The sequence below is a fragment of the Rugamonas brunnea genome, from assembly GCF_014042345.1.
Classification (GTDB): Bacteria; Pseudomonadota; Gammaproteobacteria; order Burkholderiales; family Burkholderiaceae_D; genus Rugamonas; species Rugamonas brunnea.
The window spans coordinates 206217-232887 of record NZ_JACEZT010000005.1; the positions used below are offsets into that span (position 1 = coordinate 206217).

The window sequence follows — 26671 nt, forward strand, 5'->3', positions numbered from 1 at the left end:
AACATAGCGACTATGGCGGCATTTGCGCTTGCCAGCGTGTGAATGATGTCGTCGCCGCCACAGTCATGGTTTGGCATTGCCCGCGTTATGTGTGGAAGCATTGTCCGGTGCGTTTGTCGGCTGCTGATCTTGTTTTAGCAAGCGCCAGACCATCCAGCTGAGCACAAGCATGCCTAGCAGTAGTAATCCCCACAGCAGCCACAAGCGTCGTCTCGCGGCGGAGGCTGCATCCTTGACCGCATGCTCTTCCGCCGCACGTATCCCTTGTTGAAGTCGTGCCGGTCCTGCAGTAAGCTGTGGCAAATTCCGCAGTTCCTCGACAGAAAAGCCGGGGGCCACCCGGTCGATGTCGGTGGCCGTTGTCGTGGCGTGGTCCCGATCGATTGCCAAGGTGTACGGTGGGCTGCCGCTGGCGAGAAATACTAACGTGGCGGGTTCCCAACTGAGGCGCAGTTGAGGATGCACCCCATTGGATGCTGCCGGCCGAAGAACCCATTCACTGGTGTGCACGTCCGCCAGCCGTACGTCGCCCGAATCGCGTTCATGCTGGCCCTGCTGGATGTGATAAAAGACAGCGTTCAGGGCCGGCTCGAAGCGCCATACACTGGCTTGCCCGAGCTGGCGAGGCGGCAGTTCCCGGTAATGCCCAAGCACAACGGGCAAGACGATGTTTTTCTCCGAAAATTTCAAACCGAGCTGGTTGGCGCCGATTGCGATCGGTGTCTCATAGACCACATCTTGCCCTTGTCTGCCGCCTTTGGGATCTAATAAGATGGTTTCCAGTTGGCGCGCCGATGGCGAAGATATTTCCTCTTCTGCATCGATGCGCGCGAACATCAGCGGCTTGCCGCTTTGCCAGCGCAGGCGCGCATAGCGGAAGCGACGGCCGTCGAATGTCAGTTTATCGTTGGACAGGGATTGCGCATCCTGATTGACCAGCCAGTTCAATTCGGTGGCGCCTACGACGTCCCATTGTTTGAGGTCGTCGGAGGTTTCCAGCCAAATCTGTGCATTGTAAGCGTGCGTGCCAGGTGGTGGAGTGAAGCGCAGCGCATCGATGAGTGGCGCCGCCTGCCCCGACTGTGAGCTCGGTTCGAGTATCAGACCAGTGAGCTGTTGCGCTGCCGCATGTGCTGCCGTTGATGTTGAGCGGACGTGCACCGACAGCAAGCGGCCATCATCCCCCGTATGCACGTCCAGATCGGGCGCGGCATCAGCCGCGCCTGCATCATCCATCAGCGCAAACAGTTTGCAAGGCACTGTGCGATGAGTGGAGCGCTGCTCCGGCACCGCGGAACGTACAGAAAATGGCATCGCTGCGCCATGCATGTCGAAGACGCGCAAGTCTGCCAAGTCCGGCGAGCGGGAATAAAGATAGACTTCGCGCGGTAGACGTACTTGCAGCACCCCCTGGCTCGCGGCCCCTGTCAGTGGCAGCGAATGACCGTAGTTTTGTGGCATGTCGCTGGCCCATGCGAGGGAGGCGGACAGCATCGCAAGGCAGGCAATGTTGATAAAGCCACAGGTGCGTGAGCGATTGCGTGCGGCGCGGCCGAGAAATGTGATCAGAGCGGTCATGTGCTGGGAACCTCAGCGCGATTGGCACGCTCACTCGGATACGGGGCTAGATAGCCGACCCCGACCATCAGCGCACCCACTCCGACAAAGGAGACTATTCGATCGATGCTGCCGACGTTCGATAAGTCGATCAGGAACAATTTGCCCAAGACGACGGCCAGCAGCAATGCGCCGCCGGTCCAGAGATGCCGGCGCTGGTGCTTGGCAGCGTGGCGCATAAGTATCAAGGCCGTCACACTCCAGACTAGTGCCAGCATGGCTTGCACGAAGTTCGAGTTGAACAAGGCGTTCCATGTGTAGGGAATACGGCTGTAGTGGGAAGCGCTACGTAGCAACACCAAATTGAACCAGGCATAGCCGCCGAGGTAGAGTGCCATGCGCATCTTTGCGGAGGTTTGAGCGTTGGCTGGGTTTTCGGCGGCAGCCTGTTTCTTGCTGAAGCGATAGCTATGTATGCTCAGCAGAATCGCGAAGCAGCTGGTTAGATCCAGCGGATTGAGCAGGGGGATGTAAGGTAAGGGGGCCATGGTGCCGTCCTGTGTCAGATTCCAGACGACAATCAGCGTGACTGACCATGCGCAGCCAAGCGGGATCAAGAGTTCCCGGTAAACCTGCTGGTATGGTCGTACTGGCCAGCTTCCGGTACGACACCTGGTGATGAGCCAGCCAAGAGTCGCCATCATCAGCCAGGCCGGGATATAACGTGCCCAACTTGGACTGGTTTGCCAGCCTGCGTCCGCCAGCAGTTGCGCCTCCACGTTGTTGCCATCTTGTAGCCAGCGGGCGATCCATGTGGCGGCCACCGGCCAAATCATCAGCCACGGCCCCGCCGCGCGTAGGAGGTTCACGGCCTTGATGAGCTGGCGCGCGATCGTGTTTTCAAGATCGAAAAATGCTCGCATCAGCCATTCGCCTGCAAGCAGCGATAAGGCGTAGGCAAACCACACTTCAGCCGGCGGCAAGCGATTGTCGAGATACAGTACACCGAGCAAGTAGAGCGTCGTGCCTGCTAATGCCAGCCAATTTGCGACGGTGCTCCAATGCAGGCCGGTCCAGTGGAAGCGCCGTGCAAGAAGCACGACGGCGGGCGTACTGGCCGCCAACAAGGCTTGATAGGCCGCCCACCAGAGCTCGCGATCCGCGCCGTATTGCCCGTAACGGAGCAACTGGTAACGTGCCGTCAGCCACCCGGACAGCGCGGGTAAGATGATGCCGAACCACCAGGCCATTGACCACAGCAGCAAGATGGTATTCATGCCGCGCGCCTCGGCGTTGTCGCTACGGCTCAGTATCCGGTAACTGAACATTGCTCCGGTTAGGATCAATAACTCACCCAACACCGGCTGAGCCAGCAAGTCCGGCGAGACGGAGAGCGATTGCCATTGCTGAATAACGGTCTGTAGCAGCATAACGCCACCGGCCGCGTAGGCCAGTAATGCCAACGAATTTGCGAGCGGCCACGCCATGTGGCGCGCACATAATAGTAATAACGTGGCCACCGCCATGGCACTTATCACGAGTAAGTTCGCTTGCGTCGTCGCGGCAGTACGCAGGAATATTTCAGTCCAGACCCCAGCCATTAACCCTAGTACGCTGACGGTCAGGAACACGCTGGCGAGCATGTCGAAGCCGTTCTCCCGATCGTCTTTGTCTTGCCTGGCGCGGCTTAGGATCGCGATCAGAAATGCCGTAGTGGCGAGCAGCGCGAAACCGAGCCATAAATGGGCGCGCAGTGCCTCGGGTCCTGTTAGCCGGGACAGCGAGCTGAGGAATGCAATCCAAGCACAGGCCTGCATGAGCAGGCCGAAGCTCCAAGTTAATGTCTGGCGCTGGCGTATGCCAACCCAGACCAGTGCCGCTCCTTCTAGTGCCCACGTGGTGGAGGTCCAGCGCCCATCAAGTGCGAGCGGCACCGCTAACGTGCCGAACACCACGCCCAGCGCCAGGAAGCTGTCGGTAAGCAATCCAAAGCGTTCGCGGCGGCGTGCAAGTGCCATAGCTAGGCCGCAATATAGTAGCGCCAGCGCCAAGGCAGAGTAGGCTACGCCGAATGCCATGTCATGTACCAAATTGACCTGTAGACCGAAAGCGACCAAAGGCGTCCCAAACACCAGCGTGCCATCCACGTAATGTTTGAGCTTGATGGTCCGCTGATGGGCGTATGCCAATGGAATGGCCAAGTAGAAAGCAAAGAACAGAATCAGGAACAGTTGCACCGACAAGTAGTGTTCTGGTTGATAGCGCAGCACACCCCAGGCAGTACTGATGCTGAACGTAAAGCAAAATCCGAGTACATTCAGCTGCCGCCAGGATCGCAGCAGGGCCAGTGCGAATACCCCAGCGTCTAGCAAGGCATAGTAGGAAAACAGCCCTATTTGGCTGCCGCCGCCACTGGATGCGAGGATGGGCGCTGCGAAACCTCCGACGATACCGAAGATGGCCAGCCACTGCGAATTCTGCAGCACGGCGAGCATGCAGGTGAAAACGGTGAGTATTAGCAGCAACGCGAAAGTCGCGACGGTAGGCAGCAAGTGGTAAAGGCGGTTCGCGCCAAAGATGACCAGCATCAGTATCGCTAGCGTTGTTCCTTGCGCTGGCAGGCTGATCGTCGGGCGCTCGGTGCGGATACGCCAAGCCCAGGCTAGCATGATCAAATCAGCTAGCACGATGCCGGCGAGCCGCAATTCGATCGGGATGGTGACGCGCTCGGCCGCATACTTGAGCAGAAAGCTGACGCCGATGAACAGTATCAGTAGACCCAGTTTCGCAACCAGATTGCCGCCAAATAGCCAAGCTTTGACACGCTGCAGCCATTCCGGAGCAACTTCGACAGTCTCAACGGGCTCCTCTGGTGTTGCCGGAACGGATGCGCTGGATGCTGGGCTACCGTATGCAGGCGGTGCAGTTGGTTCGTTCAGTGGTGTCGGGACTGGCGGTGCTGGCGTTTGAGATGGCACCATCTCGCTGGCTGATGCTGGCGCTGTAAGTGTCGCCGTCGCCGGCGATTCGATTTGTGCGGATACTCGCGGCCGCACTTCCGTTGTCTCAGGCGACGGGCCCGGGGATGCCGGCGCAGCAGCAGGTTTTGCCAGTTCAGGTGCGGCGACCGGCCCGTTTGTGGTTGATTCAGTGGACTGCGCACGCGCACGTTCGACGGGCATGACACTACGCTTCAAATATGCTACGTCGTCCCGAAGCAACTCCAGTTGTCGCTCGATACGATCGATATGTTCATCTGACCTCCGCACTCGGGCACGGGTGAACCATGCCATGCCAGAGGAAATGGTACAGAACACCCCCCAACAACCAACGGTAAAGATGAAGTTATCGACGTCGACCAATTCACTCTCCCAGTATGCGCGCAAGAACCGCGTGTCGCGCTGAGATTGAGGGGGCGGACCGAAAGCGTGTTCGGCCGATCCGGCTTCCGCGACTGCAGACGCCGGACAGTAACATTAACGAACAACTGCCGGTTATGCATTAGAGGCTAACCGGCGGTGCTGTTGATCCGCCTCAACTAAGGAGAGTGCGTTGTTGCCTTACTTGGCGGCCGCGATCCAGCGCTCCACCCGCGCCTCCAGGATGGGCAGCGGCAGCGTACCATCGCCGATCACCACGGCGTGGAAAGCTGGATAGCTGAACTTGTCGCCCAGCGCCTGCTGTGCGCGCTCGCGCAGTTCCAGGATTTTCAGCGCGCCGATCTTGTAGCTGAGCGCCTGGGCCGGCGTCGCCATGTAGCGCTCGATCTGGTTGCGGGCGCGCTCCTCGCTGTAGCCCAGCGTGTCCATCGTGTACTGGATCGCCTGCTCGCGGGTCCAGCCCTTGGCGTGCATGCCCGTGTCCACCACCAGCCGCACGGCGCGCAGCATTTCCAGGTTCAGGTGGCCGTAGTAGGACTCCGGCTGTTCATACAAGCCGAACTGCTTGCCCAGCGTTTCGCTGTACAAAGCCCAGCCCTCCGTGAACGCCGCGCTGTTCGGATTCTCCGTGTTGAACTTGCGGAAGTCCGGCAGCGGCAATTCCTTCAGCAGCGCAGCGTGCAGGTGATGGCCCGGCAATCCTTCATGCAGGAACAGGCTGACCATGCTGACGGTGCTGTACTGGCGCGCGTCATTCACGACCGGCCAGAACACGCCAGGATGGGAACCATCGGCCGCCACCGGCGTGTAATGGTCCGAGGCCGTGGCGCGGGTCAGCTCCGGTTCCAGTTGTAAATCGAGCTTGGCCTTGGGCAGCAGGCTGAAATAGGTGGGCAGCTTTTCCAGCACCGTGTCGTTGAGCTTGCGGTAGGCATCCAGCACCTGCGCGTCCGTCGTGAACGGCTTGTACTTCGCTTGCGCGCTGACCCATTGCGGCAGGCCTTTGGCGGGGCCGTCGTAGCCCAGCTTGGGACCGAGTTCGACCAGCTGCTGCTGGATGCGCGCCACTTCCTTCAGGCCCAGCGCGTGGACCGCGTCGGGCGTCAGCGGCAGGTTGGTGGCGTCCTTGATGCGGGCCTGATACCAGGCCGCGCCGTTCGGCAACGCGCCCCAGCCGGTGCTGGTGCGGCTGGCGGGCAGGTACTCTTTTTCCAGGAAGGTGCTCAGGCGTTCCAGTGCCGGTTCCAGTTTGGCCGCGATCAGCTGGCGATAGGCCGTGGTCAGGCGCTGCTTGTCGGCGGCGGAGAAATCGGCCGGCAGGTTTTTGATCGGCGTGTAGAAGATGTTCGCTTCCGGCGTGGCGCTGCGCAGTTGCTGGAACTGGGGCAGCATGGCCAGCGTGATCGCTTTCGGCTGCACGACGCCGGTGCGCATGCCCTCGCGCATGTTGGCGATGGCCTGGTCTATCCAGCCGGGCAGCTGGTTCAGGCGGCTCAGGTAGGCGTCATACTGCTTCGGCGTGGACAGCGGCTGCGAACCAGTGCCGCCCGCATAATTGGCCAGCGTACTGGGGACGTTGTCCATCTGGTCCAGCGGCAGCAGGTGTTCGGGGAAGGGCGCCAGGTCCAGCGCGCATTGCAGCTCGTAGGCCAGCAGGTCGTAGTTCAGTTGATCCTTGTCGGCCAGCGTGGCGCGCGGGATGGCGCGCAGTTGCCGCTGCATGCGCTGGTACAGCGCGAATTGCCTGGCTCGCGCCTTGGGCACGATGTTCATGCCGATCTGGTCGTCGTAGCGGCTGTCGCCATTGGCGGTGGCGTACAGCAGCGGGTCGAAGCGGGCGCGGGCCTGGTAGAACGCGTCGGCCAGCTGGTTCAGCTTCTGTTGGGCCGGCGATTGCGCGACGGCCGTGGCGGGCGCGGCGGCGAAGGCGGGAACGCTGCACAGTGCGCAGCCGATCAGGCTGGCGAGCAGGGCGGTGGTAGCCAGCTTGGCACGGGTAGGGGTAAGCGGCATGCGGAAGTCTCCTGTTTTTTGGAGGCAACAGGATACCCCAGATCGCTCCTTTACAGCTTGGCCAGCACGGCCCGCACATTGTCGGGGATGGTGACGGGCTTGTTGGTGCTGCGGTCCACGTACACATGCACGAAGTGGCCGGCGGCGGCCGGCACCGGCTCGTCGTTGCGGTAGATGCCGATTTCGTAACGGACGCTGGAATTACCGAGTTTGCTCACGCGCAGGCCCACGTGCAGCAGGTCGGGGAACGAGAGCTGGCTGAAGTAGGCGCAGGCGCTGTCGACCACGTAGCCGACCAGCTGGTCGTTGTGGATGTCGAGCACACCCTGTTCGATCAGGAACTGGTTCACGGCCGTGTCGAAATAGCTGTAGTACACGACGTTGTTGACGTGGCCATATTGGTCGTTATCTATCCACCGCGTGGGGATAGTCATGAAGTGGCGGAATTGTTCCCGTCCGGCATTACGCAAGATCATGCGATTTCCTGTTTGGTGAATGAAACTTTCATTTTAGCGCCCATTGTCGGGGATTTTTTTGAATAGCGGTGTCGTCAGGGTTACAATTGACCCTTGAACGCTGCAAAACAGCACAAATACCACCAAACGCCGCTTCGCCGGCCGTTTTTCAGTGCCGCTCGCCGGCATGATTGATTATTAAAGGTTCTCATGAGTCTCCAATGCGGCATCGTCGGCCTGCCTAACGTCGGCAAGTCCACCCTGTTCAACGCCCTGACCAAGGCCGGCATTCCGGCCGAAAACTATCCGTTCTGCACCATCGAGCCCAACGTGGGCGTGGTCGAAGTGCCTGATCCGCGCATGGCCGCGCTGGCCGAGATCGTCAAGCCCGAGCGCATGGTCAACGCCATCGTCGAATTCGTCGACATCGCCGGCCTGGTGGCGGGCGCGTCGAAGGGTGAGGGCTTGGGCAACCAGTTCCTGTCCCACATCCGCGAAACCGATGCCATCGTTAACGTCGTGCGTTGCTTCGAGGATGACAACGTGATCCACGTGGCCGGCAAGATCAGCCCGCTGGACGACATCGAAGTGATCCAGACCGAGCTGGCCCTGGCCGACATGGGCACCGTGGAAAAAGCCATCCACCGCGAAAACAAGAAAGCCCGTTCCGGCGACAAGGACGCGGCCAAGCTGGTGGCCCTGTGCGAACGCCTGATGCCGCACCTGAATGAAGGCAAGCCGGTGCGCACCATGGGCCTGGACGCCGACGAGATGGCGCTGATCAAATCGCTGTGCCTGATCACGGCCAAGCCTGCCATGTACGTGGCCAACGTGTCCGACACCGGCTTCACCAACAACCCGCTGCTGGACCAGCTGACCAAGTTCGCCGCCTCGCAGAACGCGCCCATCGTGGCCATCTGCGCCGCCATCGAATCGGAAATCGCCGACCTGGAAGATGCCGACAAGGCCGCCTTCCTGGCCGACATGGGCATGGAAGAGCCGGGCCTGGACCGTCTGATCCGCGCCGCCTACAAGCTGCTGGGCCTGCAGACCTACTTCACGGCAGGCGTGAAGGAAGTGCGCGCCTGGACCATCCACACGGGCGACACGGCGCCGCAAGCGGCCGGCGTGATCCACACCGACTTCGAGCGCGGCTTCATCCGCGCCCAGACCATCTCCTACGACGACTTCATCGCCTACAAGGGCGAGGCCGGCGCCAAGGAAGCGGGCAAGATGCGCGCCGAGGGCAAGGAATACGTGGTCAAGGATGGCGACGTGCTGAACTTCCTGTTCAACGTCTAAGTTTCCTATGTGAGACTTTCTGAAATGCTGTGAAATGTCATGCAGTGCTTCGGAGTCCTGAAAAGTGCCTGATTTCCCTTTGAAATCAGGCACTTTTTGCTTTTTTCGGTGGTGTGTTGAAAGCTCGTGAAATCTTCTGAAATTTCAGGAGCTTTCAACAAAAAAATGGGTATAAAGCGGGTATGGTTGTTTTGTGAAGTTTGGAAAAAGTGGGTACAATTTCCAGACCAATACGACCTAACGGAACCCATGCTGGCTGACGCCCACCGCCGTAACGCCAAACCGCAAGAAAACCTGTACCGACTTCGGGATAGTAGGGGCTTGTATCTTGAAGTGAAGACGAACGGCATCAAGGCGTGGCGTTATCTCTTTAAAATTCAAGGGTAGGAGTCGATGTTCGCCATCGGCGAATACCCGATGGTTTCCCTCTCTGAAGCCCGGCAAAAGTGTGAGGATGCTCGAAAGCTGGTTAAGCAAGGACAGAGTCCCACCCATTCAGGTGTGACAATGACTCGTGCGGCCATGTATATATCGCTCACCTTGAGATCGTGCGCTCGCTTGTACGTTCGGCCTTGGACAATCCACAGGTCAACATCCCCCTGTCGGCATATGCCCACCGGCCAGTGACCGCAATCGCCTAACCTATTACCCTGGTCAAGAATTTCAACAACCAGGTTCAACAAGGAGCAAGTGGGGCTGTGCATACCTCGCTCCCACTGCCCCGCGCGCTTATAAATCGTCACTAGGTGCCGTTGACTACGATGGAGTGAGAATTCGCGTATTTTTCAGTTCGGCAACATGCTATCCTCTTGGTCACCGGCCTAGTTTGGCCAGGAGGAGGTCATGCTCATGCAGCACGGCCATGCGTTAGAACGAAAAAAAAGAGATGCCGATGGCTTTTAAGAAATCGCCCTCGAAGTCATCCAATGGTCGGCAAATACAGCTAGTACGGGGCAACCCCGACTGCGCAACTTTCTACCAATGGATACACGCCGAGCTCGCTAAGGTGACCACGAATTGGCCGCCGAAAATCACGAAAACTACTCTTACTACTGGCCGTAGGGGTAATTTAGGTGAGTTCCTATCTTATCGAGTGGCACGCGAGAGTGGGCTGTATGGGAAATCCAAGGGCTACACATTAGCGCTTATGGGAGCCCTGACTCCTCTTCAAGACGGTGCCCCGACAGGTCTGGATATCACCATAGTTCATTTAGACCCTAGCGGCGACGTTAGTAAAGACTGTCTATATATCATGGAGGTGAAGACCACTGGCGCTACCAAATTGACGTATGCGACGGCACTTATTGGCGACTACAAAAAGCTTTTGGGAAAGGCAGCGGTCGCTGGATCGCTAGGTCAACGATTCAACTGGCTTCAAGGCTACCTGAAAGTGGTGCACGAATTCTCTGATGACGAGGTCGAGCGAGTGGGTAATCTCTTCATGCCGGACGCGAAGGACTGCAAAGGCATCAAGCTGTTGCCTACGTTGGTACATGATCGGAAAGCCGGAGATCCGGCGGCCGTCGTTGCTTTGGACGAGGTCGCCGCTGAGATTGAAAAGCAGGGCTGGGGTAAGCAAACCATTGAGCCTTGGAGTATTGCGATAGAAAAACTTACTGAATGCCTTGTGCATCTCTCGAATAACGGAAGTACGATGCCATGAGCAATCTCCCTGTTTCAGTCAAGTTCCTTGATAGTGCGGCCTCCTCTGCTGCCAAGGCCAGAGGGGTTGAGCCCATATGGCCGACTGAAGACCCCCTCGATGTAGCAACTGCACTCAAGTGCATAAATGCGTTCCAAGTTCGTGTGAATATCGAGGCGCTGGAGGCGCTCGATGATGAGAGCAGCGCGCAGCCTCTTGTAGCCGCAGCCAGAATCTTGCAGTCAACGGCACAGCACTTGCGAAGTGGGGACGTTCCATCGGACAGTGCTGATCTTGACGAGTTGTCGTTTCATGCGGCGCTTGCATTTGCCATGCATGGAAACTTCCCCAGCGCACGTGCAGCTCTTTCTGATGTGTCCCATGATTTTATTGGGGAAAGCTTGGTGTTCCGTATGGTTGCGGCCATATGCAATCCCTGCGATAGGTCGGTTCGATTTTCTTCAGACGATGGTAAGTTTGAGCCGTTTCGGTTGCAGTGGTACCGCGCATTGCGTAGCCGGCGCGGACAATTGCGGGACGAAGCGTTCGACAGCGCCCTCAAGCTGTTCAACAAAGCCGCTATGGCGGGGACTATGGCGGAAGGTGCGCTTCTTTTGGGGGGACGTATGGCCGCGTATCAAGCTAAGCGATTGGCGACCGCGAACCTTCTGGACGACGCCCCCGAAATTCCAAATTGGTTCGTCCTAAACTCTATCAAAGCGGGCACGGTAACTTTGCTGCCGCCGCAGCACGTGCTTTTGAGCAAGCGACGAATTGCTAATCACGGGCGTAACACTCTCTTGACGTTGCCCACAAGCACCGGGAAAACTTTCGTCGCCGAAGCTTGTATAGCCTCCGGTTTGTCAGATGAGGGCTTGTGCGTCTATGTGGCGCCATATGTCGCCGTTGGAGAGCAGGTAAAGGATTCTCTCCTGAAGCGATTTAAGGGTAAAGTACCTGTTGTTTCAATGTTTGGTGGGTTTCAGTCGGAAGCACTGAACGTCTTCGCTGAAAGAGAAGTAGTTGTCGCAACGCCTGAGCGGTTTGATGGCTGGCTTCGCGCTGGAAAAGATATCGAAAGGCTACGTACCGTCGTTTTTGACGAGATTCATATTCTCGAGAATGGGGTTCGGGGTGCTCGTGTGGAAGGCTTAGTGTCACGGCTTCGACTTCTTCAGCGGCGCAACCCGAGCCTTCGCATCATCGGCCTGTCGGCTGTATTGACTGAGCCTAAGCTCGTTTGTAAGTGGCTTGGCGTGCAGGATGATGACTTACATCAGATTGGCTGGCGGCCGACTGCCCGCCGATTGGCTATGTGCCTTGCAAACGGGGATATGTATTGGATTCACGGGAACGACGCGCTCAGGCCAATCAACGAGCGCGCTATTTCGGCGATGTCGGAGTCAGTGAGGATTGATCTTCCAGGCGACATTAAAAGAGCTCAGTTTCCGAAGGTGAACGAGAAGAATGCAGCGAAGAATGTAAGTTCTATTGCACGTGACCTTTTGGTCAGACTAGGCTCACCTGGTTTGGTCGTATGCCCAAGAAAGTTAGACACTCGCCTGCTGGCGCGTGAACTGATGGGCGACCGAGAGCGTGTCGAGAGCGCGATTGTTTTACAGACTGCAGATAGCATCCTCGAGCGTTATCCCTATTTGGACTTCTTGGCCGACTGCTTGAGACGTGGGGTAGCGTACCACAATGCTTCGCTCCCCTTTGATGTGCGCCGCGACATAGAGCAACTAACTCGCGAGCGCGCATTGTCCGTCGTTTGCGCGACCACCACGCTTGCTGAGGGTGCGGACCTTCCGTTTCGCTGGACTATCGTTGCCCACTGGCTTAGTAGTATGTACGGCGATGGTACAAGAATGAAATCAATGACCTTCCGCAATATTGCGGGCCGTTGCGGTAGAGCTGGCGCTTTCTCTGAAGGCGACACTGTTCTTTTCGAGAACCTGATGGGGCCTCCGTCCATGCAAAGACAACGCAGTGACGCAACTCGTCTAGAAGAAGTGATGTTTTCGTCTTCGCCCCTCATGTCAACGCTTGGTGGCGAGTGGACAACGACCTCTGCGCATGCGCAGAAATTGCTGGAGGCCACTTTCAGTGCGCAGTTCCTAGCGTGCATAGGAGAGCACTTCGATGCTGAAGACATTGTGTCGGAGCTTGCCGGGGCCTCTTATGCGGGGAAAACCGACGGTGCGGACAACGTGCGCCGCATTTTGTCAGAGACGGTTATCAGCATTTTGGATGACAAGCAGGCGGGCGGTGCGATGGCAGTGATGAATAGCCCAATCAGGCTTACAGAGTTTGGTCAAGCCGCTAACCTGAGCGGCTTCTCGCCCGCAACCTGCCGGCTAATGGTGCAATTCCTTTTGGAGAATACTTTTAAATCGGACGAAGCGCTTTACAGTGAACTGCTAAAACGCTTCAACAACGTTTCCGAGCAGTCTGACGAGACGCTGAGAAAAATTTTCTCTGGATTAGCCCATAAGAACGTTCTCAAGGCCGATAACCTTGAGGAGATGTTGAGGAACTTGCTTCTAGGGATGGATTTACGGACTGTGTTTGAGAGCTTGCGCAGCAAGACATCCAGGGCTCAGCCGGACACCGTCGAGACGTGGTTCGAGGACTTTGTGTCGTTCATTAACGGTGTCGTTGGGAATTTCCTGCCTTGGATTCTTAGAGGTCTTGCGAAACTTAGTGAATACGGGAGCGAAGAAGCGAGGGCAACTAACTGGTCGGAAATGGCAAAAAAGGTCGAAACCCTGTTAAGCGCCAAGAGCGGCGGAACTGCGGTCGATGACTCGCTGGCTCCGGTCAAATAATCCTTGAGAAAGGCGATGTTCTCTTTCGCTGCCTAAAAGGGGTACAAGTGCGGGTGTAAATCAATATGTAATATCATTTTTGTTTTAAAAATCAATATATTGCGTCTAGTTTTTTGGTTAAACGTCTGATCGTTCAGTCATGGCCGGCGCCACGACGCCGGACAGGAAGCACGACAAGCCGCGTTCCGACGCGGCTTGTTTTTTTTCAGCCTGGTTTTTATCGTGTCGGAAAACCCATAAGGACTACCCGATGAATCTATCGCAAACCGACGCCACCGTGCGCGCCTGCATGGATGCCGCCGAGCTGATCGCGGAGGCCGACGGCTTGCTGATCACGGCGGGTGCCGGCATTTCCATCGATTCGGGCATGCCCGACTTTCGCGGCGACAGCGGCTTTTGGCGCGCCTATCCTGGTCTTGGCAACCTGCGCATGCGGTTTTACGAGATCGCCAACCCGCGCGCATTCCGCGACATGCCGGAAGTGGCATGGGGATTCGACGGTCATCGGTTTGCGCTCTATCGCGCCACCGCGCCCCATTTGGCGAATCCATCGGCTGCCCTCTGATCCGGCTGAACACAAGCGAGTCGCAGGTGGGCCTGCGCCGCGACGTCGCCATCCCTCTGGGCGCGCTCGATGGTCTCAGCCGGATGCACGCCGCGTACAAGACGCTGATAGCGTAAGCGCCTTACGCGTCCTTCTTCTCGTTCGCCGGCACGTCCGGCTTGACGCTGTTGCGCGAGAGCGTGCCGTCCTCCGTGCGCTCATCCTCGCGGAACATGCCGGTCCAGCTATCGCCGTTCTTCCACGTCAGCGTGCCCTTGCCATGGCGCAGGTTGGAGCGCCACTGGCCTTCGTAGCGGTCGCCGTTGGCCCATTCCATGCGGCCGTTGCCGGTGCGGTAGCCGGCGGCCAGGTCGCCCACGTACACGTCGCCGTTGGCCCACGATACCTTGCCGTTGCCGGTGTAGGTGGTCTGGTTGGCGTCGAGCACGAATGCGCCTTCGATCACGGCGTCGCCGGCCTCCACGCGGATGGTCGGCGCGGTGGCGGCGGCAGCGACGGCGGCGGCCGCCGTGCCGGGCAGCGGCGCGTCCGACACATAGGTCTCCAGCCCGTTCGGATCGACCGTGTTGGTGACGGCATAGGTGATCGGCCCGTTCGGGTCTTCACCATTGAAGGCCAGCTGCACGCGCTCGGCGTTGCCGCTCTTGTCGGCGTAGCCCATCATCCATTTCATGCGCTCCTCGTCGAACACGAAGGCGTTCTGCGCCATCGAGTGCGAGGCCAGCTTGTAGTGCAGCGTGTAGGCGGCGATCGGGTCGCGTCCCAGCTTGGCCATGCGGTCGATGGCCCACTGGTCGGCCATGTAGAAGCCGGTGCCGGCCACCCAGGACACGCCGCTCAGGCTGTCCCGGAACACGCTGGCGGCCTTGAGCGAATCGATCGCCACAGATTGCGCCTGGCTGCGCGCGACGGTCAGCAGCGCGTTCTGCGCCTTGGCCCGCAGCGAGGCGGCCGCCTCGTCCGCCGCCACCTTGGCCGCCGCCTCCAGCGCGGCCTGGCCGGCGGCGCGGCTGGCCTGGGCGCTGGCCGCCGCAGCAGCAGCAGCGTTGGCCGAGTTGGCAATGGTGCCCACCCCGCTGACGATGCTGGCGACGGTGATGCCGGTTTTGACGATCTTCATGCCGTAGTGGTACACCTTCATGCGCGCGCCCGCTTCCTCGGACAAGCCCTGGGTCCACAGCACCATCCACAGTGCTTCGTCGGGCGTTAGGTCCTGTGCGAACAAGTCCAGCGGGTGCGTGCTTTGCAGCCAGTGGTAGCTTTGCGCCTCGGTCGCTTCCGGCGCGGCGATGTTGACGTGGCCACGGCAGACTTCGACCGGTGCGACGGTGATCTTGCGGCCATCGGCCAGCTTGAGCTTGAACGGACGGCCGTCGTCGCGCAGGCTGTTGAGTTCTTCCAGCATCTTGGCCGTGTCGGCTTTTGAATAGCCGTCCACCTCCTCGATATGGTCGCCCAGCGCCAGGCCCGATTCGCGCGTGGCCGCGATCACGGTCAGCCGTTCGTCCACCCGCAGCCCGCGCACCCAGGCGATCTTCTTTTGCTTGGGCAGGTCGTAGGACGACGCCGTCACGAACGGCAGTTCATATTGCGTGCTGCAATCCTTGTCCTTCAGTTCCGCCGTCTTGATGATGCTGGGCCGCAGCGCCTGCTGGCCCTTGCCATAGGTGCGGATGCGGGCCAGCAGTTTTTCATCGACCGGGCTGCCGTCATCGACCGTGTAGGTGGTGCCGCAACCGGCCAGCAGCACGGCCAGCGGCAGCATGGGCGCCAGCGTGCGCAAACGAGGGGAACGTACGGCGGCGCCATGGGGCCGCGTGGTGGGGGGATTGCCGGATTGTCGCATGCCGTTCTTCTCGGGATAAGGTCAGCGGTTGGTTCGCAAAAAACACATCGTAGGCCAATATGGACGTTGCCAAAATGGCTTATTAGTACGTAAAGTTAATTTCCAAGTGGGAATTTATCCGAGCTGTGGTTTAAATGCAATTCCCAACTTCCGGTCGTTGTTTTGCTGGCCATGGACTGCATACCCCAACGCCGCCAGGCCAGTTCGGTATAATCGCCGCATTGTCTTTGGCGCGCCGCTGCGCCAGCCTCACTCTCCTCACTAGAAAAACACATTCCACATGGCTTCCCCCAACGATAACGTCAGCATGGCGCTGTTCTGCGATTTTGAAAACGTGGCGCTCGGTGTGCGCGACGCCAATTACGACAAGTTCGATATCAAGCCGGTGCTGGAGCGCCTGCTGCTCAAGGGCAGCATCGTCGTCAAGAAGGCTTACTGCGACTGGGACCGCTACAAGGGCTTCAAGGCGCCCATGCACGAGGCGAACTTCGAGCTGATCGAGATCCCCCACGTGCGCCAGTCCGGCAAGAACTCGGCCGACATCCGCATGGTGGTCGACGCGCTCGACCTGTGCTACACCAAGTCGCACGTGGACACCTTCGTCATCATCTCGGGCGATTCCGATTTTTCGCCGCTCGTTTCGAAGCTGCGCGAGAACGCCAAGAAGGTGATCGGCGTGGGCGTCAAGCAGTCCACCTCCGACCTGCTGGTGGCCAACTGCGATGAATTCATCTTCTACGATGACCTGGTGCGCGAAAGCCGCCGCGCCGCCAAGCGTGATTCGCGCGACGCGCAGCCTGCCGTCAAGCGCACGCCCGAGGAGGAAACCCGCCGCCGCGAGGAGATGGAGAAGCGCCGCAACCAGGCAATGGAAATCGTGGTTGGCACCTTCGACGCGCTGGTGTCCGAGCGCGGCGACAGCGGCAAGATCTGGGCCTCCGTGCTCAAGGAAGCGATCAAGCGCCGCAAGCCCGATTTCAGCGAGTCGTACTACGGTTTCCGCACCTTCGGCAACCTGCTGGAGGAAGCGCGCGCGCGTGGCCTGCTGGAGTTCGGCCGCGATGAGAAATCGGGCGCCTATGTGTACCGCAGCAGCGGCGCGGCCAATGGCCACGGGCTGGCCGACGGTGCCGGCGTAACGGAAGCGGCCGCGCCTGCGGAAACGGTGGAAGCACCGCGCCAGGAAGGCCGACACGAAGGCCGCCAGGATGGCCGCCGTGGTCGCGGCCGTGGCCGTGGCCAGTCCGGCCGCCATGGCGAGCGTGCCGAGCGCGCCGACGAAAGCGCTTCGGAACTGGTGATGGATGCCGAACCGGAAGTGCTGGACGCGGAACCGTTCGAGGTGGTGGATGTGGTCGAAGTGGTGGAACTGGTCGAAGTGCTGGCCCCGGCCGATGAAGGCGAGGTGGTCGCCGACGCCGACATCATCGACGCGGAAGTGGTCGAGCCGCGCCAGGAAGGTCGTCATGGCCGTGGCAAGCGCGGTGGCCGCAAGCAGGCCGAGCGCAAGGGCGGCAAGGCAGCGGCCAGCGCGGTGGACACCGTGGCGGCGCAGTCGCCCGCGTCGGCGGAGCATGTGGCGCCGGCGCACGACGCCAGCCAGGCGGTGGACGCCGAAGCCGCCCAAGCGGTGGAGCCGGACGCCGCTGCGGCGCAAGTCAGCGACGCCGAACCAGCCAAGCCAGCCAAAGCCGCCAAACCGCCAGCCAAGGGCGCCCGCGCCACCAAGGCCGCCGCCAAGAAGAAGGCTGCGACCAAGGACAAGGCGAAACCAGCCGCTGAAGCGGCGGACGTGGTGGAGGCTGCTCCGGCTGCTGCACCGTCCACCGAACCGGCAGCGGCAGCGGAGGCGCCATCGGCCGCCAGCCACGATGCGGAGGTGCCAGCCAAGGCAGCGAAGCCCGCCAAGTCAGACCGTAAGCCCCAGCCGCGCGGCCGTCGTCCGCGCAAGGACGCCAAGTCCGAAGCGTAAGCTTTCCTGCTCCGCCGCCCGGCGGAGCACAGTGGTCCAGCGGCCACGTTCAGGTATCACGTCAGGTAACGCGTCAAGGTGTCAGGCCCCACGGTCTGACACCCTGCGCACTTTCTGCCATACTTCACTTTTGGACAACCTTGCCACGGCGCCCACCCCGCCGCCACGTTCCGTATGCCTACGCTGACCGCCATCACCCTCTATCCGATCAAATCCTGCGCCGGCCTGTCGCTGCAGGAAGCCACGCTGACCGAAGCGGGTCTGATGACCCAGCACATCTACGACCGCGAATGGATGGTGGTCGACGGGGAAGGGCGCTTCATGACCCAGCGCGAGCATCCGCGCATGGCCCTGATCGTGCCGCGCCTGAAGGGGGAAACGCTGGAGCTGCGCGCGCCCGGCATGCTGCGGCTGGAGATCCCGCTGGGCCTGCCCCATCCCGACGACGCCGTCGCGCGCACCGTGCAGGTGTGGGACGACAGCGTGCTGGCCTACGACTGCGACGAGCTCACGGCCACCTGGTTCAGCAACGCCATCGGCGTGCCGTGCCGGCTGGTGCGCTTCCACGCGGACGCGCTGCGCAAGGTCAGCGAAAAATGGACCAACGGCGTGGCCGCCACCACGCTGTTCTCGGACGGCTACCCGGTGCTGGTGGCGGGCGCCGCCTCGCTGGACGACCTCAACGCGCGCCTGGTGGCGGCCGGCCGTGCACCGGTCCCCATGAACCGCTTCCGGCCCAACCTCGTCATCGCCGGCCTGGAAGCGTTCGAGGAAGACTACGCGGCCGCCTACCGGCTGGGCGAGGCGGAACTGCGGCCCGTCAAGCCGTGCTCGCGCTGCCCCATCCCGTCCGTGGACCAGGATACGGCCGAGATCGGCCCCGACCCGGTGGACCTGTTGCGCAGCTACCGCGCCAAGCCGGAGCTCGATGGCGCCATCTGCTTCGGCATGAACGCCATCGTCGTGGCCGGCGACGGGCAGCGTATCCGGCTGGGGCAGGAAGTCGATGTTGAATTGGCGTTTTTGTAATTGAATTTACTTTTTGGCATTTCCAACCATCCTTTCTTGGCGTAATGTTGTGACTTGCCGGATGATAAATTCCCGTATCAATCCGGCACGGTCACCGGTCGTAGTCGCTATCGAGTAAGGGTTGGTTGTTATGACGCACACTGTCACAGGCGCGATGCCGTCCCACGCTGATCCCGCCACGCGGGCCGGCGAGCTGGCGGCGGAGAACCAGGCGTTGCGCGCGCGCATGGCCTATCTGCTGGAGCAGGCCGAGCGCAACCACTCGATCATGTGCCGCCACCAGGCGTTCGACCTCGACATCGTGGGCGCCGCCACCTTCCCCGAGCTGGTGGGCACCATCTTCCGCAACCTGCCCGTGATCTCGGAACTGGAAAGCGTGACGCTGACCCTGGTCGACGAGGGCGCCGACATCCGCACCGTGATGGGCAAGCTGGGCGTGGTGTTTGCCGATTTCCCCAACCTGATTTTCGTCGAGCAGATCGATGAACTGGGCTTCGACCTGGGCCGGCGCAACGCCAGCACGCCGGCGCCCAAGCCGCTGCTGGGCATGTACGATCCCGTGCGCCATGCGCTGCCGTTCCCCAACCCGCCGGCCGGCCTGCAAAGCGTGGCGCTGGTGCCGCTGATGCGCAACAAGCGCATCATCGGCTGCCTCAACCTGGGCAGCGTGGACCCGACCCGTTTCACGCCCAGCCTGGGTACCGACTTCATCGAGCACATGGCGTCCATCATCGCCATCTGCCTGGAAAACGTGATCAGCAACGAGATGCTCAAGTACATCGGCCTGACCGATTCGCTGACGGGCGTCTACAACCGGCGCTACCTGGACCGGCGCCTGCTGGAGGAGATCGCGCGCGCGCGGCGCCAGCGCTATCCGGTCTCGCTGATGTTCATCGACATCGACCATTTCAAGCGCGTCAACGACACCGTCGGCCACCAGGGCGGCGACGACGTGCTGCGCGAAGTGGCGGGCCGCATCAAGGACGAGCTGCGCCTGTCGGACGCGCTGGCCCGTTTCGGCGGCGAGGAGTTCGTGGTGCTGCTGATCGACGCGGACCTCGACAGCGCCGCCTTCGTGGCCGAGCGCATCCGCGCCAGCATTGCTGGCACCCTGATCAGCCTGACGCAGGAAGTGCGTTTGTCCGTCACCGTCTCGATCGGCGTGGCCTGCCTCGATCCGGACCTGGCCGTGGGCGAACCGGAACTGGTGGCGCGCGACCTGCTCTCGCGGGCGGACGGCGCCCTGTACCAGGCCAAGGCGGGCGGGCGCAACCGCGTGATCCGTTACTTGCCGACCTAGGCGTCGGTTTGCGCCATCCCATCCGGGCACGCGCCTGAAATTGCGGGGCCGTTCGATCAGGGGTATATTCCGGTATATGTCTCGTCTCATTTGAGCTGTGCTATTGAGCCAAAGGAGTCATATGTCTTCGGTCAGCAAATCATTGGCGGTGCAGCCACCACCACCGCCACAGCCGGCGCCACCCACGCACTCGGGCGCGGCCCCTACCTCCGAGTTCATCGACGTCTTCAACTTGCCGCCTCAGGAGCGGATTGCGCTCATCCGCGGTGGCGTGCCGGCCCGGGATGTCGGCCGGCTCGCCAAGAGCATGCGGGTGGTCAAGGAAGTATTGATTGCATCGCTGGGCATCCCGCGCGCGACGCTCAGCCGCAAGGAACGCGCCGCCAGCGCGCTCTCGCCCGACGAATCCGAACGGCTGCTCGGGGTCAAGGCGCTGATCGGCCAGGTGCAGGCCATGGTCCAAGAATCGGGCGATCCCGCAGGATTCGACGCGGCGCATTGGGTGGCCGAGTGGCTCCATCAGCCGTTGCCGGCGCTGGGTGGACTACCGCCGGCCAGTTACCTGGACACGGTGGAGGGCCAAAAGCTGGTCGCCACTCTGCTGGCGATGACGCAGTCGGGCGCATACGCATGACGGTGCCGGTCTGGCGGATCGCCGTCGAAGCGCCCGCCTGTTCGGCCGACGATATGACTGGTGCCGGGGCGAAGCGTTCCGGCGGGCGCTGGAACAGCCCCGGCACCGCCATGCTCTACTGCGCCGAGAACATCGCCCTGGCCGCGTTGGAGACGCTCAGTTATCTGCGGGCCGGCGCGTTGCCATTTAACCGTTTTCTGGTGCGGATCGACGTACCGCAAGCCATCTGGGACCGGCGTGTGACGCTCGATCCCTTGCCCGGAGGCTGGGATGCCGTGCCGGCGGGGCGCGTCAGTCGTGCTGCCGGCGACGCCTGGGCCGCCAGCAAGCGCTCCGCGTTGCTCGCGGTGCCGTCGGTGATCGTGCCCGATGAAATGAACATCCTCGTGAATCCCCATCATCCGGACGTTGCGTCGATGGCGGCGCATGTGCTGAAACGATGGGTTTATGATCCGAGGTTTTTTTAACGCCAAGCGAACGGCGATCCGCATGCGCTGTGGCAGGTGAACGCCGCGCGCAGTTTCATTGCCGGGCAGCTCAGCGCAGCAAGCGGTTCTCCGCCCGGCTGACGGCGTCCGCCGCGCCGCGCACCACCACCACGTCGTCGGGCGCCAGCATGGTTTGCGGTTCCACTTCCAGCCGGCCCATGCCGCGCCGGATGCTGGCCACTTCCGCGCCCGTGTCCTCAAGATGGAGCTCGCCGAGCGATTTGCCGATGGCGGCCGCGCCTTCGCCCAGCGTGACCGAATGCAGGCGCACCAGGTCCGCTTCCTCGTTGCTGTCGCTGGCGCCGTGGAAGTAGCCGCGCAGCGAGGCGTAGCGTTCCTCGCGCGCCGTCTGCACCCGGTGCACCACGCGCCGCAACGGCACGCCCAGCATCACCAGCGCGTGCGAGGCCAGCATCAGGCTGCCCTCCATCAGTTCCGGCACCACTTCCGTCGCCCCGGCCGCCTTCAAGCGATCCAGGTCGGTATCGTCGTGCGAGCGCACGATCACGGGCAGGGTGGGGGCCAGCTCATGGACCAGGTGCAGCACCTTGAGCGCCGACGGCGTGCTGGCATAGGTGATCACGACGGCGCTGGCGCGGTAGATGCCGGCCGCCACCAGGCTTTCGCGCCGGGCCGCGTCACCGTAGGACACGTGGGCGCCGGCCGTCTGCGCTTCCTGCACCCGCTCCGGGTCCAGGTCCAGTGCGTGGTAGGCGATCTTTTCCTCGCCCAGCAGGGTGGCCAGGCTCTGGCCGCTGCGGCCGAAGCCGGCCAGGATCACGTGCTTCTGGGTAGACATGGTGCGGCTGGCGATCTTGGTCAGCGCCAGCGACTGCATCATCCATTCGTTGCTCGACACCTTCATCACGATCTGGTCCGACTTGGCGATGATGAACGGCGCTGCCAGCATCGACAGCACCATCGAGGCCAGCACCACCTGCATCACGTCCGGCGCCAGCAGATGGTTTTCCCCGGCCAGGTTCAGCAGCACGAAGCCGAATTCACCGGCCTGCGCCAGCGCCAGGCCGGTGCGCAGGGCCACGCCGTCGGTGGCGCCGTACACCTTGGCCAGTCCCGCGATCAGCGCGAACTTGAGCAGCACGGGTCCGACCAGCAACAGCAGCACCAGCCACCAGTTCTCCAGCACCAGGCGCACGTTGAGCAGCATGCCGATGGTGATGAAGAACAGGCCCAGCAGCACGTCGCGGAACGGCTTGATGTCCTCCTCGACCTGGTGCTTGTATTCGGTCTCCGAGATCAGCATGCCGGCCACGAACGCGCCCAAGGCCAGCGACAGGCCGGCCCGCTCCGTGATCCAGGCCGCGCCCAGCGTCACCAGCAGCAGATTGAGCATGAACAGTTCCTGCGAGCGGCGCTTGACGACGATGGTGAACCAGCCGCGCATCAGCTTCTGGCCCAGGAACAGCAACAGCACCAGCACGCCCACGGCCTTCACGCCGGCCCAGCCCAGCGTTTCGAGCAGGCGGTCTGGCTGTTCGGTCAGCGAGGGGATCAGGATCAGCAGCGGCACCACGGCCAGGTCCTGGAACAGCAGGATGCCGATGATCTTGCGGCCGTGGGCGCTTTCCAGTTCCAATCGTTCGGTCAGCATCTTGGAGACGATGGCGGTGGACGACATGGCCATGGTCGCGCCCAGCGCCAGCGCGCCTTGCCAGCCCAGGTGCAGGCTGGCCGGCAGCACGTGGCCGATGGCCCAGCCAAAGCCCATGGCCAGCGCGATGGTCAGTCCCACCTGCGCCATGCCCAGCCCGAACACGATGTTGCGCATGGCCATCAGCTTGGCGGTGGAGAATTCCAGCCCGATCGAGAACATCAGGAACACGACGCCGAACTCGGCCAGCGTCTGGCTGGCCTCGTTCTGTTCGGCCAGGCCGAGGGCGTGGGGGCCGATCAGGATGCCCACGGCCAGGTAGCCCAGCATGGGCGGCATGTGCATCATCCGGAATGCGACCACGCCGAGCACGGCCGCGCCCAGCAGCAAGAGAGTCAGTTCCAGGGATGAAAACATTTATTTCCGTATCATGGGTAGGGGATTCCGTTGTTTGTCAGCCTTTGTTACCACTGGCAAGTTTTTTGCTTACCCAATTCGGCTATACTTTCGGCATGAGTGTAACCCATGAAAAAACAATGCTGAAAGCTTTTGATCGAATTGACCCGGCCACCGCCAGCCGGGCGCTGGAACTGGCCCGCGAGACGCTGCAGATCGAAGGCGACGCCATCGCCGCCCTGCACGCGCGCCTGGCCACGGACGACAGCGTGGGCCGCGCCGTGTCGCTGCTGCTCAACTGCAAAGGACGCGTCGTGGTGTCCGGCATCGGCAAGTCCGGCCACATCGCGCGCAAGATCGCCGCCACGCTGGCCTCGACCGGCACGCCGGCCCTGTTCGTCCATCCGGCCGAGGCCGCCCACGGCGACCTGGGCATGGTGACGGCCGACGACGCCTTCATCGCCATCTCCTACTCGGGCGAAAGCTCGGAGCTGATGGCCATCCTGCCCGTCGTCAAGCGCATGGGCAGCGCCCTGATCTCGATGACGGGCAAGCCCAACTCCAGCCTGGCGCAACTGGCTGACGTGCACCTGGACGTGTCCGTGGCCAAGGAAGCGTGCCCGCTGAACCTGGCGCCCACGGCGTCCACCACCGTCACGCTGGCGCTGGGCGACGCGCTGGCCGTGGCCCTGCTGGACCTGCGCGGCTTCAAGGAAGAGGATTTCGCCCGCTCGCATCCGGGCGGCGCGCTGGGCCGCCGTTTGCTGACCCACGTGCGCGACGTGATGCGCAGCGGCGCCGATGTGCCGCACGTGACGGCCGACGTCAAGCTGACCGACGCGCTGCTGGAAATCACCCAGAAGGGCATGGGCATGACGGCCATCGTCGACGCCGACGGCCGCCCGATCGGCGTGTTCACGGACGGCGACCTGCGCCGCATGATCGAGAAGGTGCAGGACTTCACCCAGGTCGTGATCCGCGACGTGATGCACGCCAACCCGCGCACCATCACGGCCGAGAAGCTGGCGGTGGACGCGGTGGCCGTGATGGAGCAGTTCCGCATCAACCAGATGCTGGTGGTGGACGAGGCGGGCAAGCTGGTGGGCGCGCTGCACATCCACGACCTGACCCGCGCCAAGGTGATCTGATGAAGGAAGCCTACAAACTGGAGAACGTGGCCCGCGCCGCCAAGGTCAAGCTGATGATCTTCGACGTGGACGGCGTGCTCACCGACGGCAGCCTGCACTACGGCGCCGACGGCGAGGCCCTCAAGACCTTCAATGTGCACGACGGCCTGGGCATCAAGCTGCTGCAGGAATCGGGCGTGCAGACGGCCATCATCAGCGCGCGCGTGTCGCCGCAAGTGGTCAAGCGCGCGTCCGACCTGGGCATCGCCTTCCTGCACCAGGGCGGGCACGACAAGCTCACGCCGTTCAACGCGCTGCTGGAAAAGACCGGACTGACGGCCGACCAGGTGGGCTTCATCGGCGACGACGTGGTCGACCTGCCCATCCTGACCCGGGTCGGTTTCGCGGTGGCCGTGCCCAATGGCCGCGCCGACGTGATCGGCCGCGCCCACCATGTGACGGAAGCGTCGGGCGGCCGTGGCGCCGTGCGCGAAGTGTGCGAATTCCTGCTGCGCGCGCAGGGCAACTACGACAAGATCATGGCGCAGTTCCTGGTCTGAGGTCCCGATATGCACAAGAAAACGGCATACCGCTGGCGCCTGTCCCTGATCATGCTGTTCGGGGTGGCGTTCGCGCTCGGCACGTTCTGGCTGGTGCAGGTGGTCAACCAGGCCGGCCGCCAGGCCGAGGAGGACAGCCACCGCAATGAGCCCGATTACATCATCGAGCGTTTCAGCTTCGTGCGCCTGAACCAGGCGGGCCAGCCCAGCTACATCATCGCCGGCGACAAGCTGACCCACCACCCGGCCGACGATTCGTCCGACGTGGAGCACCCCACCGTGCACAGCCTGTCGGGCGACCAGCCGCCGATGAACGTGCGCGCCCAGCAGGCGCGCGTGGACCAGGACAACAGCCGCGTCAAGCTCAGCGGCGATGTGCGCATCGACCGTCCGGCCACGGCCACCAGCCAGGCCATGCAAATGAACACGTCCGCGCTGACCCTGTACCCGGACGACGAGAAAATGGAAACGGACCAGCCGGTCACCATGCAACTGGGCGCGGCCAGCGCCAGCGGCACCGGCATGAAGGCCGACAACGCCACCCGCCAGATCCAGCTGGGCGGCCGCGGCCAGATCCACCTGCCGCCGCGCGCGGCGCATTGAACAGAACGCAGAAAACGGACTCGCAATGAACAAATTTATCCTGTCGGCCGCCCTGCTGTGGGCGGCGGCGGCCGGCCTGGCCCACGCTGAAAAAGCGGACTCCAGCAAGCCGACCGAAATCAAGTTCGACCAGCTCGAAGTGGACGACGTCAAGCAGACCAAGACCGCCATCGGCAACGTGATCCTCACGCGCGGCACGCTGCAGATGAAGTCGCCCAAGGCCGTCATGAAGGAAGACCCGGAAGGCTACCAGTACGTGACCATGACCAGCACCCCCGGCACCCCCGCCACGTTCCGCCAGAAGCGCGACGGCGAGGGCGACCAGTGGGTCGAAGGCCAGGCCGACCGCATCGAATATGACGGCAAGACGGAGCTGGTCAAGCTGTTCTCCAACGCCCAGATCCGGCGCCTGGAGGCGGGCAAGCCCAGCGACGAGGTGCGCGGCGAGTTCATCTCCTACGACAGCCGCAAGGAATTCTTCTCGGTCAAGAACACGGCCACCGGCGAGAGCAAGCCGGGCGCCGGCCGCGGCACCATGGTGATCCAGCCGTCCAACAAGAACCTGGCTCCGGCCGCGTCCGTGCCGCCGGCGGGGAAATGACGATGGAGACACAACGCTGCGGCAGCACCCTGATCGTGCGCGGTCTGCAAAAGAGCTACGGCAAGCGCCAGGTGGTGCACGACGTGTCGCTGCAGGTCGAGTGCGGCGAAGTGGTGGGCTTGCTGGGGCCCAACGGCGCCGGCAAGACCACTTCGTTCTACATGATCGTCGGCCTGGTGCCGTCGGACGCGGGCACGATCGACATTTCCGGCGTCGACATTTCCAGTCTGCCGATCCACCGGCGGGCCGTGATGGGCCTGTCCTACCTGCCGCAGGAAGCGTCCGTGTTCCGCAAGCTGACGGTGGAAGAGAATATCCGCGCCGTGCTGGAGATCCAGCAAGTGAACGGCAAGCCTTTATCCAAGGCGCAAATTGATGAACGGCTCAATACCCTGCTGGCCGACCTGCAAATCGAGAAACTGCGCGAGAATCCGGCGCTGTCCCTGTCCGGGGGCGAGCGGCGCCGGGTCGAGATCGCGCGCGCACTGGCCACCAACCCCCGCTTCGTGCTGCTCGATGAACCCTTCGCCGGGGTCGACCCGATCGCCGTGATTGAGATCCAGCGCATCGTGCGCTTCCTCAAGGAACGCGGCATTGGCGTCCTGATCACCGATCACAATGTGCGCGAGACGCTGGGCATCTGCGACCGCGCGTATATCATCAACCAGGGCACGGTGCTGGCATCAGGCCGGCCGGACGACATCATCGCCAACGAATCGGTGCGTCGCGTGTATCTGGGCGAACACTTCCGTATGTAAGGT

The 26671-nt window shown here is 61.9% G+C and carries 21 protein-coding genes and 1 pseudogene; 16 read left to right on the top strand and 6 right to left on the bottom strand.

Features of this window, described 5'->3' with window-relative positions:
* Positions 1–63 precede the first annotated feature (63 nt).
* From H3H37_RS10020 to H3H37_RS10035, 4 genes are all read right to left on the bottom strand, one after another.
* The gene (locus H3H37_RS10020; RefSeq protein WP_182161941.1) at positions 64–1578 is read right to left on the bottom strand and encodes a DUF3999 family protein; all 1515 of its coding nucleotides are present in this window, start codon (positions 1576–1578) and stop codon (positions 64–66) included.
* A complete protein-coding gene (locus H3H37_RS10025) occupies positions 1575–4919 on the bottom strand; it encodes a DUF2339 domain-containing protein (protein ID WP_229218758.1) in 3345 nt (1114 codons plus the stop codon). Before H3H37_RS10025 ends, H3H37_RS10020 begins: the two co-directional genes overlap by 4 nt.
* Before the next feature lie 198 nt (positions 4920–5117).
* A complete protein-coding gene (locus H3H37_RS10030; protein WP_182161943.1) occupies positions 5118–6950 on the bottom strand; it encodes a DUF885 domain-containing protein in 1833 nt (610 codons plus the stop codon).
* A gap of 50 nt (positions 6951–7000) precedes the next feature.
* Positions 7001–7426, bottom strand: coding sequence for an acyl-CoA thioesterase (locus H3H37_RS10035; RefSeq protein ID WP_182161945.1), 426 nt, complete (start codon positions 7424–7426; stop codon positions 7001–7003).
* A 189-nt stretch (positions 7427–7615) separates the two neighbouring features.
* Here H3H37_RS10035 and ychF point away from each other — a divergent pair, with 189 nt between their 5' ends.
* The 6 genes and pseudogenes from ychF to H3H37_RS25780 form a co-directional block, all read left to right on the top strand.
* Positions 7616–8707 (top strand): redox-regulated ATPase YchF, encoded by a 1092-nt coding sequence (gene ychF, locus H3H37_RS10040; RefSeq protein ID WP_182161947.1) that lies wholly within the window; start codon positions 7616–7618, stop codon positions 8705–8707.
* Positions 8708–8833: 126 nt separating this feature from the next.
* Positions 8834–9094, top strand: a complete 261-nt coding sequence (locus H3H37_RS25770) for an Arm DNA-binding domain-containing protein (protein WP_229218759.1) — start codon at positions 8834–8836, stop codon at positions 9092–9094.
* A gap of 6 nt (positions 9095–9100) precedes the next feature.
* Positions 9101–9334, top strand: a complete 234-nt coding sequence (locus tag H3H37_RS25775; protein WP_255459134.1) for an Arm DNA-binding domain-containing protein — start codon at positions 9101–9103, stop codon at positions 9332–9334.
* Positions 9335–9599: 265 nt separating this feature from the next.
* On the top strand, positions 9600–10370 hold the full coding sequence (locus H3H37_RS10050) for a hypothetical protein (protein WP_182161949.1): 771 nt from the start codon (positions 9600–9602) through the stop codon (positions 10368–10370).
* Entirely contained in the window at positions 10367–13177 is a 2811-nt protein-coding gene (locus H3H37_RS10055; RefSeq protein ID WP_182161951.1) for a DEAD/DEAH box helicase, read from the top strand. Before H3H37_RS10050 ends, H3H37_RS10055 begins: the two co-directional genes overlap by 4 nt.
* 247 nt (positions 13178–13424) lie before the next feature.
* Positions 13425–13715: pseudogene (locus H3H37_RS25780) on the top strand (Sir2 family NAD-dependent protein deacetylase); the annotation flags it as partial.
* 148 nt (positions 13716–13863) lie between these two features.
* On the opposite strand, the gene H3H37_RS10065 reads toward H3H37_RS25780, so the two are convergent.
* The gene (locus H3H37_RS10065; RefSeq protein WP_182161954.1) at positions 13864–15588 is read right to left on the bottom strand and encodes an MORN repeat-containing protein; all 1725 of its coding nucleotides are present in this window, start codon (positions 15586–15588) and stop codon (positions 13864–13866) included.
* A gap of 280 nt (positions 15589–15868) precedes the next feature.
* On the opposite strand from H3H37_RS10065, the gene H3H37_RS10070 reads away from it, so the two are divergent.
* From H3H37_RS10070 to H3H37_RS10090, 5 genes are all read left to right on the top strand, one after another.
* Positions 15869–17560 carry an NYN domain-containing protein gene (locus H3H37_RS10070; protein ID WP_182161955.1) on the top strand — a complete coding sequence of 564 codons (1692 nt, stop codon included), beginning with the start codon at positions 15869–15871 and terminating at the stop codon, positions 17558–17560.
* Positions 17561–17734: 174 nt separating this feature from the next.
* On the top strand, positions 17735–18589 hold the full coding sequence (locus tag H3H37_RS10075) for an MOSC domain-containing protein (RefSeq protein ID WP_182161956.1): 855 nt from the start codon (positions 17735–17737) through the stop codon (positions 18587–18589).
* A 130-nt stretch (positions 18590–18719) separates the two neighbouring features.
* Entirely contained in the window at positions 18720–19889 is a 1170-nt protein-coding gene (locus H3H37_RS10080) for a GGDEF domain-containing protein (protein ID WP_182161957.1), read from the top strand.
* Positions 19890–20010: 121 nt separating this feature from the next.
* A complete protein-coding gene (locus H3H37_RS25785) occupies positions 20011–20523 on the top strand; it encodes an Xre family toxin-antitoxin system antitoxin (protein ID WP_229218760.1) in 513 nt (170 codons plus the stop codon).
* A complete protein-coding gene (locus H3H37_RS10090; protein WP_182161958.1) occupies positions 20520–20990 on the top strand; it encodes an RES family NAD+ phosphorylase in 471 nt (156 codons plus the stop codon). The genes H3H37_RS25785 and H3H37_RS10090 overlap by 4 nt, the downstream gene beginning before the upstream one ends.
* A gap of 70 nt (positions 20991–21060) precedes the next feature.
* Here H3H37_RS10090 and H3H37_RS10095 read toward each other — a convergent pair whose 3' ends face one another.
* Positions 21061–23040, bottom strand: coding sequence for a monovalent cation:proton antiporter family protein (locus tag H3H37_RS10095; RefSeq protein WP_182161959.1), 1980 nt, complete (start codon positions 23038–23040; stop codon positions 21061–21063).
* A gap of 119 nt (positions 23041–23159) precedes the next feature.
* Here H3H37_RS10095 and H3H37_RS10100 point away from each other — a divergent pair, with 119 nt between their 5' ends.
* Genes H3H37_RS10100 through lptB form a run of 5 tightly spaced genes read left to right on the top strand, consistent with a single transcriptional unit; the run spans position 23160 to position 26668 of the window.
* Positions 23160–24167 (top strand): KpsF/GutQ family sugar-phosphate isomerase, encoded by a 1008-nt coding sequence (locus tag H3H37_RS10100; protein WP_182161960.1) that lies wholly within the window; start codon positions 23160–23162, stop codon positions 24165–24167.
* The gene (locus H3H37_RS10105; RefSeq protein WP_182161962.1) at positions 24167–24706 is read left to right on the top strand and encodes a KdsC family phosphatase; all 540 of its coding nucleotides are present in this window, start codon (positions 24167–24169) and stop codon (positions 24704–24706) included. Before H3H37_RS10100 ends, H3H37_RS10105 begins: the two co-directional genes overlap by 1 nt.
* A 9-nt stretch (positions 24707–24715) precedes the next feature.
* Positions 24716–25309: an LPS export ABC transporter periplasmic protein LptC gene (gene lptC, locus H3H37_RS10110; protein WP_182161964.1), complete on the top strand. Its 594-nt coding sequence runs from the start codon at positions 24716–24718 to the stop codon at positions 25307–25309.
* A 25-nt stretch (positions 25310–25334) separates the two neighbouring features.
* Positions 25335–25910 carry a lipopolysaccharide transport periplasmic protein LptA gene (gene lptA, locus H3H37_RS10115; RefSeq protein ID WP_182161966.1) on the top strand — a complete coding sequence of 192 codons (576 nt, stop codon included), beginning with the start codon at positions 25335–25337 and terminating at the stop codon, positions 25908–25910.
* A 2-nt stretch (positions 25911–25912) separates the two neighbouring features.
* On the top strand, positions 25913–26668 hold the full coding sequence (gene lptB, locus H3H37_RS10120; RefSeq protein WP_182161968.1) for an LPS export ABC transporter ATP-binding protein: 756 nt from the start codon (positions 25913–25915) through the stop codon (positions 26666–26668).
* Positions 26669–26671: the final 3 nt, after the last annotated feature.